18 protein-coding genes are annotated in these 14281 nt (G+C 35.0%); 16 read left to right on the top strand and 2 right to left on the bottom strand.

The annotated features are described in order from the left end of the window. Together A9G24_RS07765 and A9G24_RS07760 are read right to left on the bottom strand one after the other, a co-directional pair. Positions 1-383, bottom strand: a 383-nt coding sequence (locus A9G24_RS07765; RefSeq protein ID WP_141673118.1) for an IS3 family transposase, incomplete at its 3' end; no start/stop codon positions are given. Continuing rightward, positions 383-640 carry a transposase gene (locus A9G24_RS07760; protein WP_065637205.1) on the bottom strand — a complete coding sequence of 86 codons (258 nt, stop codon included), beginning with the start codon at positions 638-640 and terminating at the stop codon, positions 383-385. The genes A9G24_RS07760 and A9G24_RS07765, both read right to left, overlap by 1 nt. Before the next feature lie 106 nt (positions 641-746). Between A9G24_RS07760 and A9G24_RS12845 the strand changes: the two genes are divergently transcribed. The 16 genes from A9G24_RS12845 to A9G24_RS07685 all read left to right on the top strand — a co-directional run bounded on the left by A9G24_RS12845 (position 747) and on the right by A9G24_RS07685 (position 13998). After that, a complete protein-coding gene (locus A9G24_RS12845; protein WP_176701175.1) occupies positions 747-923 on the top strand; it encodes a hypothetical protein in 177 nt (58 codons plus the stop codon). Between the two features lie 17 nt (positions 924-940). Beyond that, positions 941-1435, top strand: a complete 495-nt coding sequence (locus tag A9G24_RS07755) for a hypothetical protein (protein WP_065638492.1) — start codon at positions 941-943, stop codon at positions 1433-1435. Positions 1436-1618: 183 nt separating this feature from the next. Then, positions 1619-1948 carry a hypothetical protein gene (locus A9G24_RS07750; protein WP_065638491.1) on the top strand — a complete coding sequence of 110 codons (330 nt, stop codon included), beginning with the start codon at positions 1619-1621 and terminating at the stop codon, positions 1946-1948. 34 nt (positions 1949-1982) lie between these two features. Next, positions 1983-2129 (top strand): hypothetical protein, encoded by a 147-nt coding sequence (locus A9G24_RS13060; protein WP_218056254.1) that lies wholly within the window; start codon positions 1983-1985, stop codon positions 2127-2129. Positions 2130-2362: 233 nt separating this feature from the next. Beyond that, positions 2363-2692: a DUF7716 domain-containing protein gene (locus A9G24_RS07740; RefSeq protein WP_218056253.1), complete on the top strand. Its 330-nt coding sequence runs from the start codon at positions 2363-2365 to the stop codon at positions 2690-2692. A 75-nt stretch (positions 2693-2767) separates the two neighbouring features. Continuing rightward, the gene (locus A9G24_RS07735) at positions 2768-3160 is read left to right on the top strand and encodes a hypothetical protein (protein ID WP_065638489.1); all 393 of its coding nucleotides are present in this window, start codon (positions 2768-2770) and stop codon (positions 3158-3160) included. Positions 3161-3202: 42 nt separating this feature from the next. Beyond that, entirely contained in the window at positions 3203-3472 is a 270-nt protein-coding gene (locus A9G24_RS07730; protein WP_065638488.1) for a DUF7710 domain-containing protein, read from the top strand. A 108-nt stretch (positions 3473-3580) separates the two neighbouring features. Beyond that, positions 3581-4705, top strand: coding sequence for a hypothetical protein (locus tag A9G24_RS07725; protein WP_065638487.1), 1125 nt, complete (start codon positions 3581-3583; stop codon positions 4703-4705). Between the two features lie 102 nt (positions 4706-4807). Continuing rightward, positions 4808-5107, top strand: a complete 300-nt coding sequence (locus A9G24_RS07720; RefSeq protein WP_065638486.1) for a hypothetical protein — start codon at positions 4808-4810, stop codon at positions 5105-5107. 86 nt (positions 5108-5193) lie between these two features. After that, entirely contained in the window at positions 5194-5514 is a 321-nt protein-coding gene (locus tag A9G24_RS07715) for a hypothetical protein (protein WP_065638485.1), read from the top strand. Between the two features lie 3 nt (positions 5515-5517). Then, positions 5518-6066, top strand: a complete 549-nt coding sequence (locus A9G24_RS07710; protein ID WP_065638484.1) for a hypothetical protein — start codon at positions 5518-5520, stop codon at positions 6064-6066. A gap of 1009 nt (positions 6067-7075) precedes the next feature. Then, positions 7076-10144 (top strand): formate dehydrogenase-N subunit alpha, encoded by a 3069-nt coding sequence (gene fdnG, locus A9G24_RS07705; protein WP_081303129.1) that lies wholly within the window; start codon positions 7076-7078, stop codon positions 10142-10144. Positions 10145-10159: 15 nt separating this feature from the next. Further along, a complete protein-coding gene (fdxH, locus tag A9G24_RS07700) occupies positions 10160-11134 on the top strand; it encodes a formate dehydrogenase subunit beta (RefSeq protein ID WP_081297009.1) in 975 nt (324 codons plus the stop codon). Beyond that, positions 11127-11819 carry a formate dehydrogenase subunit gamma gene (locus tag A9G24_RS07695; protein WP_065638483.1) on the top strand — a complete coding sequence of 231 codons (693 nt, stop codon included), beginning with the start codon at positions 11127-11129 and terminating at the stop codon, positions 11817-11819. The genes fdxH and A9G24_RS07695 overlap by 8 nt, the downstream gene beginning before the upstream one ends. A gap of 110 nt (positions 11820-11929) precedes the next feature. Continuing rightward, a complete protein-coding gene (gene fdhE / locus A9G24_RS07690) occupies positions 11930-12838 on the top strand; it encodes a formate dehydrogenase accessory protein FdhE (RefSeq protein WP_065638482.1) in 909 nt (302 codons plus the stop codon). A gap of 200 nt (positions 12839-13038) precedes the next feature. After that, entirely contained in the window at positions 13039-13998 is a 960-nt protein-coding gene (locus A9G24_RS07685) for an ABC transporter substrate-binding protein (protein WP_065638481.1), read from the top strand. The last annotated feature ends 283 nt before the right edge of the window (positions 13999-14281 follow it).

Raw genomic sequence — 14281 nt, 5'->3', positions numbered from 1 at the left:
CTACTGTCACTCATAAAATCCATTGACCAACATTCACCTTGTTTATTGGGGACTAATAACCTTTCTGGGTTTCGTGGAGGAATGCGCTGTTTACGCTTTACCCTGAGATTAAGCTTTAATTCACAATACACCCGATACACCCGTTTATGATTCCATTTATAGCCGAGCTTTCTGATGCGATTAAAACATTTGGGAAAGCCCCAGCGTAAATGCCGGTCTGTGATAGCATTCAACACCGAAATAATCACCGAATCATCCGGTAACTTAGGTTGATGATAGTAAGCACAACGGCTTAAGCCAACAATGGCACAACTCATAGCAATAGTAACTGAATGATTTTGTTGTAGTTGCTGTGCCCACGTTTTACGTGCCCCAGTTGGCACTAAAGCTTTTTTATGATTTCTTCCTGAAGCTGGGATTTTAAGCTCAGTTCGGCAAACATCTGCTTAAGCTTACGGTTTTCAGCCTCCAGCTCTTTTAAGCGTTTGATATCCGAAGTTTCCATTCCGCCGTATTTTTCTCGCCATTTATAGAAAGTTGAATTTGCCATGCCATATTTACGGCAGAGTTCCTTGACAGGAATACCTGCTTCAGCTTCTTTTAAAATAGCGACGATTTGATGTTCAGTCATTTTTTTCATCATTAAATCCCCTTTACTTGTATCATAGAGAATTTTCTACTTTTGTGCTGTACTATTTTAGGGGGTAGTTACACCTGAACTATCTAGAGATAAGCATTTTTCTATTATGCAACAAGCTGATACTTTTGTTCATCATATTAATGGTTATCTATTTGAAAATAGAGTAGTACTATCGAATCTTGTGTTTCAAGATGATTTATTTTATGATTTTGCTTACTTAAGTGATGATTTTATTAAGTTTAGTGTAGATAGGCTTTCTATTGATATTTTAAATAACAAATAAGCCTTTTAGGATTAAGTATGATACAAATGATATCCAATGTTGTAGTAAAGCCTTTACCTCTCAGGAAACCTGGCGAAATCTATTCACTTGTTGAAGTTGATGGTATTGGCTGTAATGAAAAATTGAAAGGGGGCTATTTAGAAGCGGCTTTTAGTTATAATGATGATTATATCTTACTTTTTGTGTCGCAAAATGGTGATGCTTGGGAAGAGATTTTATCTATTTATTTACTTGATTTAAAAAGTAATAAAATCGTCGATCGAGCCAGAATTGGTGGTGGCGCATATGCTTGGCTTAGTGCTTGTTGTCTTCGTGATATTAAAATTTTATCCGATAATACGATAAGTTTTGAATTTATGTCGCTTAAAGATTCTGATGGTTGGTTACTCGAACTTTTTAACAAACCTATAAAAACCTTTCCGTTTGCACTTAGATATCTACCTTACATCTCCCGTCCAATTTCTTCCGAACGCTATTTTTTGATTAAAAAGAATAAAATATCACTTAAATAGATAAAATACTAAAATCTTTGTATTGAAATAATAGATAGTTATTAAGATGAAAAATTGTTTATAATGAATTATCTATATATTTTTGCATATTGATAATCAATATAGTGATGATCGTTGTTGCGAGTAAGGATTTACCTTTAAATAACAATTATATTTACCGTAAAACATAATTAAAGAGGCGAAATGGTAGCTAAAATCATTCTGCAAGATACGTTCAATGAGCAAGATTTTCTACGGTTTGCCGAAAATTGGCAGCAAAATGCATCGATCATCATTGAATCAATATTACAACATAACGACGCAAAAAATCGTATTTTTAACTTTGCCTTAAATCATATTCCAGATTCATTTGCCGAAGCAGTGATTGATATTTTTTTGGAAGATAGTGATTTTATTATTAGTGATGAGGATCTGCTAAAATGTGTAAGGCAAGGCTCCATTGGTTTAAAACAGAGCATACGTTATCGAAAAAAGACACCTCAATATATTCTTAATTTATGTAACCAAGAGTAACTAACATTTTATCAATACTTAAGGAATACCAAAGATGTTAGATTTTTCTTACTTATCGGATCAAAACGGCAGTAAGCCATCTGTTATTTTAAGTGATAAAAAAGTACAATTACTTGAGCAAGCTTTTATCGATTTAAAGCAGAAAACAGGCATCATAATTGATGCTTATGGTCGATGTTGAATCTATCCTGATCATCAAAAAATATTAATTAACTTGTTACAAAAATATCACGACAACGAAATCCAAAAGCTAGTCATGTGACTTAAGCAAGCCGTGCGTGAAGAAGAAGTCATTATTGCTGATGGCGATTAAATGAATACATTACTTATTGAGTACTGACAATCATTTAATATGCCATTACACTGATGTTTGCATACTGAAAACATCCTAAATTTTTTAATTTTTTGGGGAAAATGATGAATTTTATTACTATACGAGATATGCTTTCTAACATAGAAAACATGCCATACAGTTTTTTTTATCTTCCCGCTGAACACTCATCTTGGACACTTGATACCCAAGGAGTTTTTAGTCTTGAGGATGAAGATATTTTAGATGATTGTGATTCAAACCTGCCTAAACAAGCTATACAAGAAGGTTGGATACCAACGCTAGAAAAAGCCGAGATTGAAGATATTATTAGTGTGGCTAACAATGAATTAGATAATCCAACATTAGAGGATTTGTTTAGCTCTTTTGTCTTTTATTTTGAAAACGATGCTTTCTTACAATACGCTAATTAAGTTAGTTAAAAAATTATGTACTTTGTTTTTGGTCACCGATAGCGTAAGTACGTTAATCTTTTATAGTATTCAAGTATGATGATTTTTGACAATAAAAAAACAGTTGATTTGCTATCACACTTATCGAATAGACTTAATCAAATAGGGATTTTTTTACAATCGAATATTGCTAGGCAGTTTAAATTAACGGATATGGCTAGTTATGTGCATGTTAATATCTTAAAACAGCGAATTTATCTGCGTTTCAAATTATCAATTAACAGTATGGAACTATTTGATAATGATATTGTTAATATTCGCCTAACAAATGATAAGATACATGTAACTTGCTTTGTTTACTCAAATTATGGCATGGATAAAGTGATGGAATATCAAGATAATATTGATAATTTTGAGTCGATTATTGTCGACAACATTTCTCTTAAATTGTTGTCATGTATTAAATCACATATTAATTTTATTACATAATACCATGTTGCAATGGGAATAGAGCAGATAGGATAGCAAAAAATGAACGAAATATGGGTATTTAATGGTGCAGGTGCAAGTTTTCCTGCTGGTGTATTCACCTCGTTAACTGAAGCTAAAACTTGGATTGAAAAACATCAATTATCTGGTGTGTTAACCCGTTATCCTGTGAATACTGGGGTGTATGATTGGGCCATTGCTAATGATTTATTTACTGCCAAACAAACGTGGCATACAAAACCTGCCTTTATTGAATCTTTTACCTGTGCCTCAATGGAACACTACCATTTTGAAGCAGGACAACAGCAATAGCGTTAAAACAAAAACATTACTAATCATTAAAACTATTCTGTATAGGAAAAAGCCGAGTTATGTACACAGTAATCCATTTAAAGCATTGACAAAGAAAGGAAATAAGTGGTGGAAAAATTTTTCATATTACTTAAAAAAAAGGGAATAAATTATTTTATTAAAAACAATAAAATAACCATTAATGGTAATGTGGACTTATATCATACAAATATTAAGACACTTCCTAATAATTTATCAATTAGTGGGCATCTAAATTTAGCTCATTCACATATAGAAGAATTACCTCAAAATTTAACGATTAGTGGCAATCTAAATTTAAATTATACCCATATCCAGACATTGCCTGATAATCTATCAGTTGGTGGTAATTTATATTTAGCTTACAGCGATATTAAAACATTACCTAACACTTTTTTTTGTGGAGGAAATTTAGATTTAGACTCATCAAAAATAGAATCGTTACCTGATAACTTAACCGTACTTGGTAACTTAATTTTGCAATATACTAAGATAAAAGCATTACCTGAACATATCACAGTTAAGGGAAATTTAAATTTATACGATACTCAAATTGAAGTATTACCAACATATTTATCAATTGGTGGGGGATTAGATTTAAGCTATACAAATATCACAAGTTTACCAGAAAAGTTCTCTATTAATGGTAATTTAGCATTAAGTGGCACTAAATTAACAAACCTGCCTGAAGGTCTTTCTGTTTCTGGAAGTTTAGAACTTGAATATACTGAGATTCAAACATTGCCACGTAATCTTACTATAGGTGGTAATTTAGATTTATTTCACACGCAAATCAATAAATTATCAGAAAATTTATCAGTTGGGGGTTATCTAAGTTTACAAAATCAAAAAATTAGCACCTTGCCCGAAAATTTATCCGTAAACGGAACTTTATACATTGATGCGACAGAGATTAAACGATTACCAGAAAGTTTACAGGTAAATCATGTATTGATTTTAGATATCGAAAAAATCGAAAATATTGTTTATTATAAAAATCTTGAAGGGTTTGCTTCAACAATTTTTGCTTGTTGGATCAATAATGAATTTACTATTGTTGCCGCTCGTTTTTTAGGTGCACTTAAAACATTTGAAGAATATGTTGATAAAAATGAATCCTATGAAAATGCAATCAATTACAAAATCGCAGCTAGAGAATGTGTAGAAAAATTAGCTAAAAAACTGAATAAACCTTTTTTATCTAACAGCCTCTAATCTGTCTGATAATTAGGTAAAAACAAAGATATTAATCCAGTAATCTTGTAAATATATAAGATAATATCTTATTATTTACTGCCTAATAAGGTATTTAAATTTATGGCGCTAGATTTTATTATCGACTTTGACAATCAGCAATCAGCAAGATTTACCATGAGCGAAGATCTCCATGGAAAAATATTTAGTACATCAACCTGCTGGAAGAGTCTTAAACAATTAAAAAAAATTCGTGACTATTACACCGTTAATGTTGTGTTTAATGCTAGCAATTTGGCAATATTGATAACTGATTTAACGCAAATTATGCCACAAATTGAAAATTTTACTCCTGAACTGCAACGGATGATCATCACGCTCAAACAAAAAAATATTAAACAATTACGTGTTACTGGTGATTAACTATTTAGTTATTGAATAATGGATATCAGATACTTAGCCATACGTTTTAGTAATAAAATTTATTATGATGGGGATAACACCACTCAATGTCAGCCGAGTTTAGATTAGTGTTTATGAATCACACATGGTATCAGCAAAACGCCAGTGATATTGCCAATAAAATTTTATCATTACCCACTTATATTGCTAAAAGTAGCGCATACTGTTTATCAGGCTCACCATATTGGGATAATGATAAGAGTAGATTGTTCGATGTCAGACTATTTTTGGAAGATACTCAAATTTTTATTGAAATAAGTGCTCATCCGCCTAGGATCGAAAAAGATTTAGCGCAGTTATTTACATGGGTAAGAAGTCAGACTGAGATTAAAATATTAGATGACGATGGACAAGTGTCAGGGTGGTAAGTCATGATCGCATTGAATGCTAACATTATTAGCTATAAATCAATAGGAAATATTCAAATAGGTGATAACATTCTCACTTATATGGATGAAATGTATCAACGTTTTGACATTAAGTGTCAAGAATGTGAATTGTATTCTCCACCTAGTGAGCAAAATAGATGGTGCTTCTATTCGTTAAACGATGGCACATTGACAATCACTACCACATTTGACGGCAACATTATTGGAATAGGGTGCAACCAAAATTATCAAGGCAAATATTTGAATAAATATCAAAATGAGTTATATGCTGGCATTACCATGGAAGAACTATGCTATCTTACTAAGTTTCGACACCTCTTACTTGGTATGTTGATTGTTGATGATGATTATGGTCTATCTTTTACACTACCTTCACCTTATGATGAAATCGCTGACAATTTAGAAGATATCCCCTATGATTTAAAACTTAATGAAATTTACGTCACGGATTATTCTCAATGGCAGCTCAAGCCACAGAAAAAGAAAACCCCAAAAAAACGCCGTATACCCAAACCTTATTCTTATTTTTAGTGTTAATTTAAAATTGAGCTAATCAAACCAATATTATTACTTATTCAATTGATACATGCTAAGAAAGCCCCTTTGAAGCCGGTCGTCACCGAAACCATAAAAAGGAATATTAAACCATCAATTATGGCATTAAACGCCTAGTTAAAGTTGAAAAATCCATTGCGTATAAAACATTCAGCATGATTTTATCCGCCAGTTTTGTACTCTCTATGAGGCACTTACACAACTGTTCACTGGTTAAATTATATTTTTTGTAAAAAATATTCAGGATTCTATACCGTTTCATGATTAATTAAGAAGTCACAGTCTCTATTTGGTAAAACGTATGATCATCATTGTATCAATAAACAATACAATAAATTCGCCTGACCGAAAATGACAGGGAAATCTGAAAGCGATTGGGACTTTAATAAAGACGTGGTGTTTACTTGTTAAATTCTATTTTTGTAAAAAATATTCAGGATTCTATACCGTTTGGCGATTAATTGACAATTTACAGCCTCTATTTGGTAAACGTATGATCATCATTGTATCAATAAACAATACCAGAAATTCGCCTGACCGCAAATGACTGGGAAATCTGAAAGCGATTGGGACTTTAATAAAGACGTGGTGTTCACTTGTTAAATTATATTTTTGTAAAAAATATTCAGGATTCTATACCGTTTCATGATTAAATGAGAAGTCACAGTCTCTGTTTGGTAAAACATATGATAATCATCCTATCTTAGTTAATGTTTTAAATTGGCGATAATAACATGGCGTTTTTATACTAAAACGCCATGTTACCTGAAATTTTTTATATCAATATCATTTTTGAGTATATTCAACATAAATCAAGCTGTCATAAATTTATTTTTTTTTGATATATGTCAAACTTTATGAATTCATATCTGTTTTTCCCTTTATTTCCATGCCATTAAAGATTATCATTACAAATTATAGGGATGTTAATAGATTCCAATATAATAAATCAAATAATGTAATGTCAGCTTTTTAAGGAGTCCATATGCTATTTAACCGTAGACAGTTCTTTAAGATCTGCGCTGGTGGTATGGCAGGAACAACGGTTGCCACACTAGGACTAGCTCCTAATATGGCGCTCGCACAAACTCGCCAATTTAAATTACTCAAATCAAAAGAAACCCGTAATAACTGTACTTACTGTTCAGTTGGCTGTGGAATGTTACTTTATAGCCGTGGAGATGGTGCAAAAAATGCTGAATCATCCATATTCCATGTTGAAGGTGATCCAGATCATCCTGTTAGTCGTGGTTCGCTTTGTCCTAAAGGCGCTGGTGTACTTGACTATATAAAAAGTGAACAACGTGTCAAATACCCTGAATACCGTGCTCCAGGTTCTGATAAATGGCAAAAAATTAGTTGGGATGAAGCCGTTGACCGCATTGCTCGCTTAATGAAAGCTGACCGAGATAAAAACTTTATTGAAAAAAACGAACAAGGAACGACAGTTAATCGCTGGACAACAACAGGCTGGCTTGTTACCTCTGCTGCGAGTAATGAAACAGGTTGGCTGGCATTTAAAGTTGCACGTGCATTAGGCATGTTAAGCCTTGAAACCCAAGCAAGGGTTTGTCATGGTCCTTCTGTATCAAGTTTAGCCGCCACTTTTGGTCGCGGTGCTATGACTAATAATTGGAATGATATTAAAAATGCTAATGTTGTTATTGTCATGGGGGGAAATGCGGCCGAAGCTCATCCTGTTGGTTTTAAATGGGCCATAGAAGCAAAAATTAATAATGGTGCAGAACTGATTGCTATTGACCCCCGTTTTCATCGAACCGCTTCGGTTGCCGATCACTATGTACCGATTCGCTCAGGATCTGATATTGCATTTTTGCTTGGTATTATTAATTATCTTATTACCAATAATGAAGTTAACTTTGACTATTTAGTGACCCATAGTAATGCAAGTTTAATTGTTCGTGATGATTTTAATTTTGATGCCAATAGTGGGTTATTTAGCGGTTATGATTCAGCTAATCGCCAATATGATCCAACCAGTTGGGCATATCAAAAAGATGAAAATGGTTATGCGCTTCGAGATAAAACACTCAGCCATCCTCGCTGTGTATGGAATCTACTGAAAAATCATGTCAGTCGTTATACACCTGAAATGGTAAATAAAGTGACAGGAAGCCCAATTGAGGGGTTTTTACATGTTTGTCGCTCACTTGCAAGCACCAAAACTCATGATAGAGCCGCCACTTTTTTATATGCATTAGGATGGACTCAGCATACTTATGGTTCACAAATTATCCGTACGGCTGCGATGATTCAGCTTATCTTAGGTAATATTGGCGTAATGGGTGGTGGAATTAATGCATTACGAGGCCATTCCAATATTCAAGGTTTAACTGATGTTGGTTTATTATCAAATCGCCTGCCCGCTTATCTTGATTTACCTAAAGATTCTCAAGTTTCACTCGAACAGTATTTAGAGGAAAAAACGCCTAAACCTCTAGGACCAGGCGAAGTTAATTTTTGGGCAAATTACCCAAAATTCTTTGTCAGTTTTATGAAGTCAATGTATGGTGATAAATCAACTCAAGATAACAATTGGGGATTTGACTGGTTACCAAAATGGGATAAAACCTATGATGTATTAAGATTCAGTAAAATGATGCGTGATGGTCAAGCCAATGGTCTTATTTGCCAAGGTTTCAATCCTCTTGCTGCGCTACCAGATAAAAATAGTATCCGTAACGGATTATCGAACTTGAAGTTTTTAGTGAGCATTGACCCTATGCCAACTGAAACGGCAGAGTTTTGGAAAAATCATGGTGAATCGAATGATGTCGATCCAAGCCAAATCCAGACAGAAGTTTTTAGGCTTCCTGCAAACTGTTTTGCTGAAGAAAACGGCACTATCGTTAACTCTTCGCGTTTATTGCAGTGGCACTGGGCGGCAGCAAGACCGCCTTATGAGTCATTATATGATCCAGAAATCATCGCTCGTATCTTTCTTAGAATGAAAGAGTTATATGCCGAAGAAGGGGGAGCATATCATGAACCAATCAATAACTTAGTTTGGAATTATCAAAATCCAAAAGGCCCTGCTGCAGAAGAGCTAGCGCAAGATTATAATGGGCGAGCCCTTGCTGATCTCACCGATGCCAATGGCAATGTTATTCTTAAAAAAGGTCAGCTATTAAGTGGTTTTTCTCAATTAAAAGCAGATGGAACAACTTCATCAGGAATATGGATATTTTGCGGTTCATGGACAGAGCAAGGTAACCAAATGGCAAGGCGCGATCCTAGCGACCCGTCAGGTAAAGGTATTCATGCCGGATGGGCTTGGGCATGGCCGATGAATCGGCGGGTACTTTATAATCGTGCTTCAGCGGATGAAAACGGCAAGCCGTGGGATCCTAAACGCGTACTGGTAAAATGGAATGGTTCAAGCTGGGATGGTAATGATGTTCCTGATTTTACCGCAACGTTATCACCAAGTGCTGGAGCGGGAGCCTTTATTATGAATAACGATGGTTTAGGCGGATTGTTTTGTTTAAACCGATTAGTCGATGGTCCGTTCCCTGAGCATTATGAACCGTTTGAAACACCAATTACCAATAATCCATTACATCCAAATCAAGTGAGCAGCCCTGTGGCGCGCGCATTTAAAGAGGATTTGGCTCGTTTAGGAAATGCCAGTGAATTTCCTTATGTTGGTACCACTTACAGTATCACTGAACATTTCCATTTTTGGACTCAACATGCCAGACTGGCTTCTATTACTCAGCCAGAACAGTTTATTGAGCTTAGCGAAAACTTAGCCAATAAAAAAGGCATAAAACTAGGCGATACCGTAAAAGTGACTTCATATCGCGGTTATATCAAAGCTAAAGCTGTTGTGACAAAGCGCCTTCCGACATTAACTGTTGATGGTAAAGAAATCGAGACTATTGGAATTCCTATTGTTTGGGGATTCACAGGTCAGACGAAGAAAGGATTTTTGGTGAATGAATTAACGCCACATTTAGGTGATGCCAATTCACAAACGCCAGAATATAAATCATTTTTAGTCAATATTGAAAAAGTGACCAGTGCGGCATAGGGAGGAAGATAAATTATGTCATTACAAACACAAGATATTATTCGCCGCTCGGGAACCAATTCGTTAACGCCAGCGCCACGAGCACGCGATTACCAACAAGAAGTGGCTAAATTAATTGATGTAACCACATGTATTGGCTGTAAGGCTTGTCAAGTTGCCTGTAGCGAATGGAATGATCTTCGTGCCGAAGTGGGTAATACTGTCGGCGTTTATGATAATCCGGCTGATTTAGAGCCGAAAGCATGGACAGTGATGCGGTATTCAGAAGTTGAGGTTAACGGCAAATTTGAATGGCTGATTCGTAAAGATGGCTGTATGCACTGTTCTGATCCTGGTTGTTTGAAAGCCTGCCCATCAGAAGGCGCTATTATTCAATACGCCAATGGTATTGTTGATTTTCAATCGGAACACTGTATTGGTTGTGGTTATTGTGTCGCAGGTTGCCCGTTCAATATTCCTCGAATTAGTAAAGAAGATAATCATTCTTACAAATGTACTTTATGTGTGGATCGCGTTGCGGTTGGGCAAGAGCCTGCTTGCGTTAAAACCTGTCCAACTGGCGCTATTCACTTTGGTACTAAACAAGATATGATTCGTCATGCTGAAAATCGAATTGTAGACTTGAAAAAACGCGGTTTTGAACATGCTGGTCTTTATGATCCACAAGGTGTTGGCGGTACTCACGTTATGTATGTTTTACACCATGCTGATCAACCAGAACTGTATCACGGCCTACCAAAAGACCCTCACATTAGTGAAATTGTCAAATTTTGGAAAGGTATTTGGAAACCGTTATCTGCAGCTGCATTTGTTGCAACATTTGGAGGGTTGCTTTTTCATTACATGGGGGTTGGTGCAATTGAAGTGGATGAAGATGACATTGAACAAGAAAAACAAGCTGATAGGCAAGCGCGAAAACGTCTAGGATTACCCGTTTTTGGTCGCAAAAATGGAGCTAATTCATCACAACAGGAGAATCATCATGAATAAAAAAGGCATGATTTTAAGAACACCACTTATTGTTCGTTTTTGCCACTGGTGTATGGTGTGTCTGTTTATTCTTACTGCACTATCAGGCTTATCCTTGTTTTTTCCATCAATTAAACTGTTTGGATTATTCCTTGGTACACCACAATTAGTGAGGGCATTACACCCAATTATTGGTTGTGTTGTTTTTGCCTTACTGATGTTTATGTTTTTCAAGCTTGCTCGTCATAATATCCCTAACAAACAAGATATTATATGGTTAAAAAACTTTAAAAGTGTCATTATGGGCAAAGAAGAAGGTATTCCAATTGGCAAGTATAATGTCGGTCAGAAGTTTTTATTCTGGTGCATTATGAGCTTAATTTTTGTATTATGTATTACTGGGCTAATCATGTGGCGCCAATATATTTCTGATTATTTTCCAGTACAGGTTGTACGTATTGCGATATTCTTCCACTCGTTTGCCGCTATTGCTTTAATTTTACTTGCTATTGGCCATGCTTATATGGCAATTTGGGTTAAAGGCTCCATTAAAGGGATGATAACAGGTTACGTATCACGTGCTTGGGCACGAAAAAATCATTCTACTTGGTATGAGGAAGAAATGGAAAAAATTTATCAAAATGAACTAAATGCAAAGGCCAAATCCGAAGTAGAATCTACAGACGTTGAGCACAAGCCAGCATAGTCGTTCTCCTCTAACTGTAATTGTATTTTCCGCTGATAGTCACTATCAGCGGAGTTATCTTAAAAGTAAAAATCAGTGATAAGTGAAATCACAATCAATGAGCATTTATAATGAGTATCAAAATCATCCCTCAAGATCAACTAGAACTACAAGCGACAAACTCAGTTATTAAACAAATTCCATTACTCTTTTACCCATCGCCTAAAACGTCGTATATTCATCGAGCAGAGCGTTTAACGATCCTTGCAAACAATAGTCCTATTAGTGATTATTTGAAATTTTGTGCAATGATTGCTGAAAAACAAGCGAATTTAATTAAACATAATCCTATAGATATTGATGTATCGTGTTTATTAAACAGCGATAACCCGCCACTTAGTTTAGCTAATTTACCACTTCAAAATACTTGGCAAGATTACTTAACTTCATTATTGAACTCATTTTCTGATACAACGCAGCAAATCACTTTAGTCATAGACCAGCTAAAAAAAAATAGTTCTCTAGAATTACAAGATAAAGCATTGCATTTACTTAAAGGAGAATTTGATCGAGTCGATGGCAATGAAACAATATTTATTTGGTCATCATTATCGGTTTATTATTGCCAACTTGCCAGCCAAATTAAAGGTAAAGCTATCGCAGAAAATACCGATAAACTTTGGTTGTGTCCTGTTTGTAATAGCATGCCAACAGCTAGCGTGATTCAATTAGGTAGCCACAATGGTTTGCGCTATTTGCATTGCAGTTTATGTGAAAGTGAATGGTATGTACCTAGAGTTAAATGTACTTGTTGCGATAACATGAAAGACATACAATATCTCTCACTAGAAAAGGAGCTCGCAGCAACAAAAACTGAGTGTTGTGACGTTTGCCATAGTTATCTAAAAATACTTGATCAAGACAAAGACCCTCATATTGAAGTCATCGCTGACGATATTGCCTCATTGATATTAGATATCAAAACAGAAGAAGAAGGTTTTGCAAAAAGTGGTATAAACCCTTTTATATTTGCTAAATAAAAAACGTATATACTGATACCTACAAAAATTAAGTTTTATGGGTATCAGTATATAAAAATTTCATTCAAAATAATTAATCGTTTAATTCATATTATAATGCTGATATTTGTTTATATAATGATTAATTAACAAATACAACTTAACTTTTTTGATTAATAAAGCTAGAATAGAACCATTGTACTAGTTTATGAGTTCGACTTATGAAACGCTTTATTTTATTAATCATATTTTTGTTTACACCTTGTTTGAGTTTCGCAAATACAATAAAAAATGTCGCTATCACGGCGATTGTTGAACATCCTTCATTAGATCAAATTCGTGATGGTGTTAAAGATGAATTGGCAGAAAACGGTTATAAGTTAAACGAAAATTTAACGGTTCAATATAAAAGTGCACAAGGAAGCAGTGCTACAGCAGCCCAAATAGCTAGACAATTTGTCGCCACTAAACCAGACGTCATTGTGGCAATTGCAACACCAAGTGCTCAAGCAACAGCCGCTGCAACCAAACAAATCCCAGTCGTCTTTGCCGGCATTACCGACCCTATCGCGGCTAAATTAGTTAAAAACTGGCAACCAACAGGCACAAACATCACCGGTGTTTCCGATTATCAAGAGATAGGCCCACAAATCGACTTTATGAAGAAAATCGTCCCTAATGTCAAATCGGTAGGCTATATTTATAGCCCAAGCGAAATTAATTCAACTGTCGTGTTAAAAAATCTACAAAAGCTTTTATCCCAACAAAATATTGCTTTGGTTGCCGTGCCTGCCCAACGAACTGCGGATATTTCAACAGCTGTTAATACATTAAAAGGTAAAGTCGATTTAATCTACACAACAACCGATAACAATGTTGTTTCAGCTTATGAGTCCCTAGTCAAATTTGCGAATGAAAATAAAATCGCACTTTTAGCTTCGTTCCCTGATGCAATTGAACGCGGAGCTGTTGCAGCATATGGCATGAGTTACTATGATGTAGGACGTCAATCAGGTAAACTGGTTGTTCGAATATTAAAAGGTGAAAAGCCAGGAAGTATTGCCCCAGAAATAGGGCAAGCCCTACGCCTTGTCATCAATACTGATGCTGCTAAAAAACAAGGAATAACCTTGCCTCCTGACGTTATTCAATCCGCATACAAAGTCATAGGTAATAATTAAGCCCAACCTACCAGAATGAATCAAGAACTTTGCTCATTTAGTGAAGTGGGCAAAGAAAAATTGGTACAAATAATCCGTTTCAACCAATTGATATAACCTATAATCCTTGTCTTCCAATAACTGGGTTAGTATCACTTACGATAGTATGTTGATATGACATTAAATTACCTATAAGTGTAATAAAATATTTACACTCATAACGGTTTTTACGCTAGAAAATTATCTATTTTTGCTTTATAGTAACTCAACATTTAGCTTGGTTGTAAAAAAAATATTACAGGAG

Origin of the sequence: Gilliamella sp. App6-5, assembly GCF_001690525.1 — a bacterium.
Classification (GTDB): domain Bacteria; phylum Pseudomonadota; class Gammaproteobacteria; order Enterobacterales; family Orbaceae; genus Gilliamella; species Gilliamella apicola_H.
This window is presented reverse-complemented; position numbering and strand designations above follow the sequence as displayed.

Coding starts and splice junctions, on each gene's coding strand:
- A9G24_RS07685 (WP_065638481.1), top strand. CDS start 13,039: ATGAAACGCTTTATTTTATTAATCATATTTTTGTTTACACCTTGTTTG.
- fdhE (WP_065638482.1), top strand. CDS start 11,930: ATGAGTATCAAAATCATCCCTCAAGATCAACTAGAACTACAAGCGACA.
- fdxH (WP_081297009.1), top strand. CDS start 10,160: ATGTCATTACAAACACAAGATATTATTCGCCGCTCGGGAACCAATTCG.
- A9G24_RS07750 (WP_065638491.1), top strand. CDS start 1,619: ATGGTAGCTAAAATCATTCTGCAAGATACGTTCAATGAGCAAGATTTT.
- A9G24_RS12845 (WP_176701175.1), top strand. CDS start 747: ATGCAACAAGCTGATACTTTTGTTCATCATATTAATGGTTATCTATTT.
- A9G24_RS07755 (WP_065638492.1), top strand. CDS start 941: ATGATACAAATGATATCCAATGTTGTAGTAAAGCCTTTACCTCTCAGG.
- A9G24_RS07760 (WP_065637205.1), bottom strand. CDS start 640: ATGAAAAAAATGACTGAACATCAAATCGTCGCTATTTTAAAAGAAGCT.
- A9G24_RS07720 (WP_065638486.1), top strand. CDS start 4,808: ATGGCGCTAGATTTTATTATCGACTTTGACAATCAGCAATCAGCAAGA.
- A9G24_RS07710 (WP_065638484.1), top strand. CDS start 5,518: ATGATCGCATTGAATGCTAACATTATTAGCTATAAATCAATAGGAAAT.
- fdnG (WP_081303129.1), top strand. CDS start 7,076: ATGCTATTTAACCGTAGACAGTTCTTTAAGATCTGCGCTGGTGGTATG.
- A9G24_RS07695 (WP_065638483.1), top strand. CDS start 11,127: ATGAATAAAAAAGGCATGATTTTAAGAACACCACTTATTGTTCGTTTT.
- A9G24_RS07735 (WP_065638489.1), top strand. CDS start 2,768: ATGATGATTTTTGACAATAAAAAAACAGTTGATTTGCTATCACACTTA.
- A9G24_RS13060 (WP_218056254.1), top strand. CDS start 1,983: ATGTTAGATTTTTCTTACTTATCGGATCAAAACGGCAGTAAGCCATCT.
- A9G24_RS07715 (WP_065638485.1), top strand. CDS start 5,194: ATGTCAGCCGAGTTTAGATTAGTGTTTATGAATCACACATGGTATCAG.
- A9G24_RS07740 (WP_218056253.1), top strand. CDS start 2,363: ATGATGAATTTTATTACTATACGAGATATGCTTTCTAACATAGAAAAC.
- A9G24_RS07730 (WP_065638488.1), top strand. CDS start 3,203: ATGAACGAAATATGGGTATTTAATGGTGCAGGTGCAAGTTTTCCTGCT.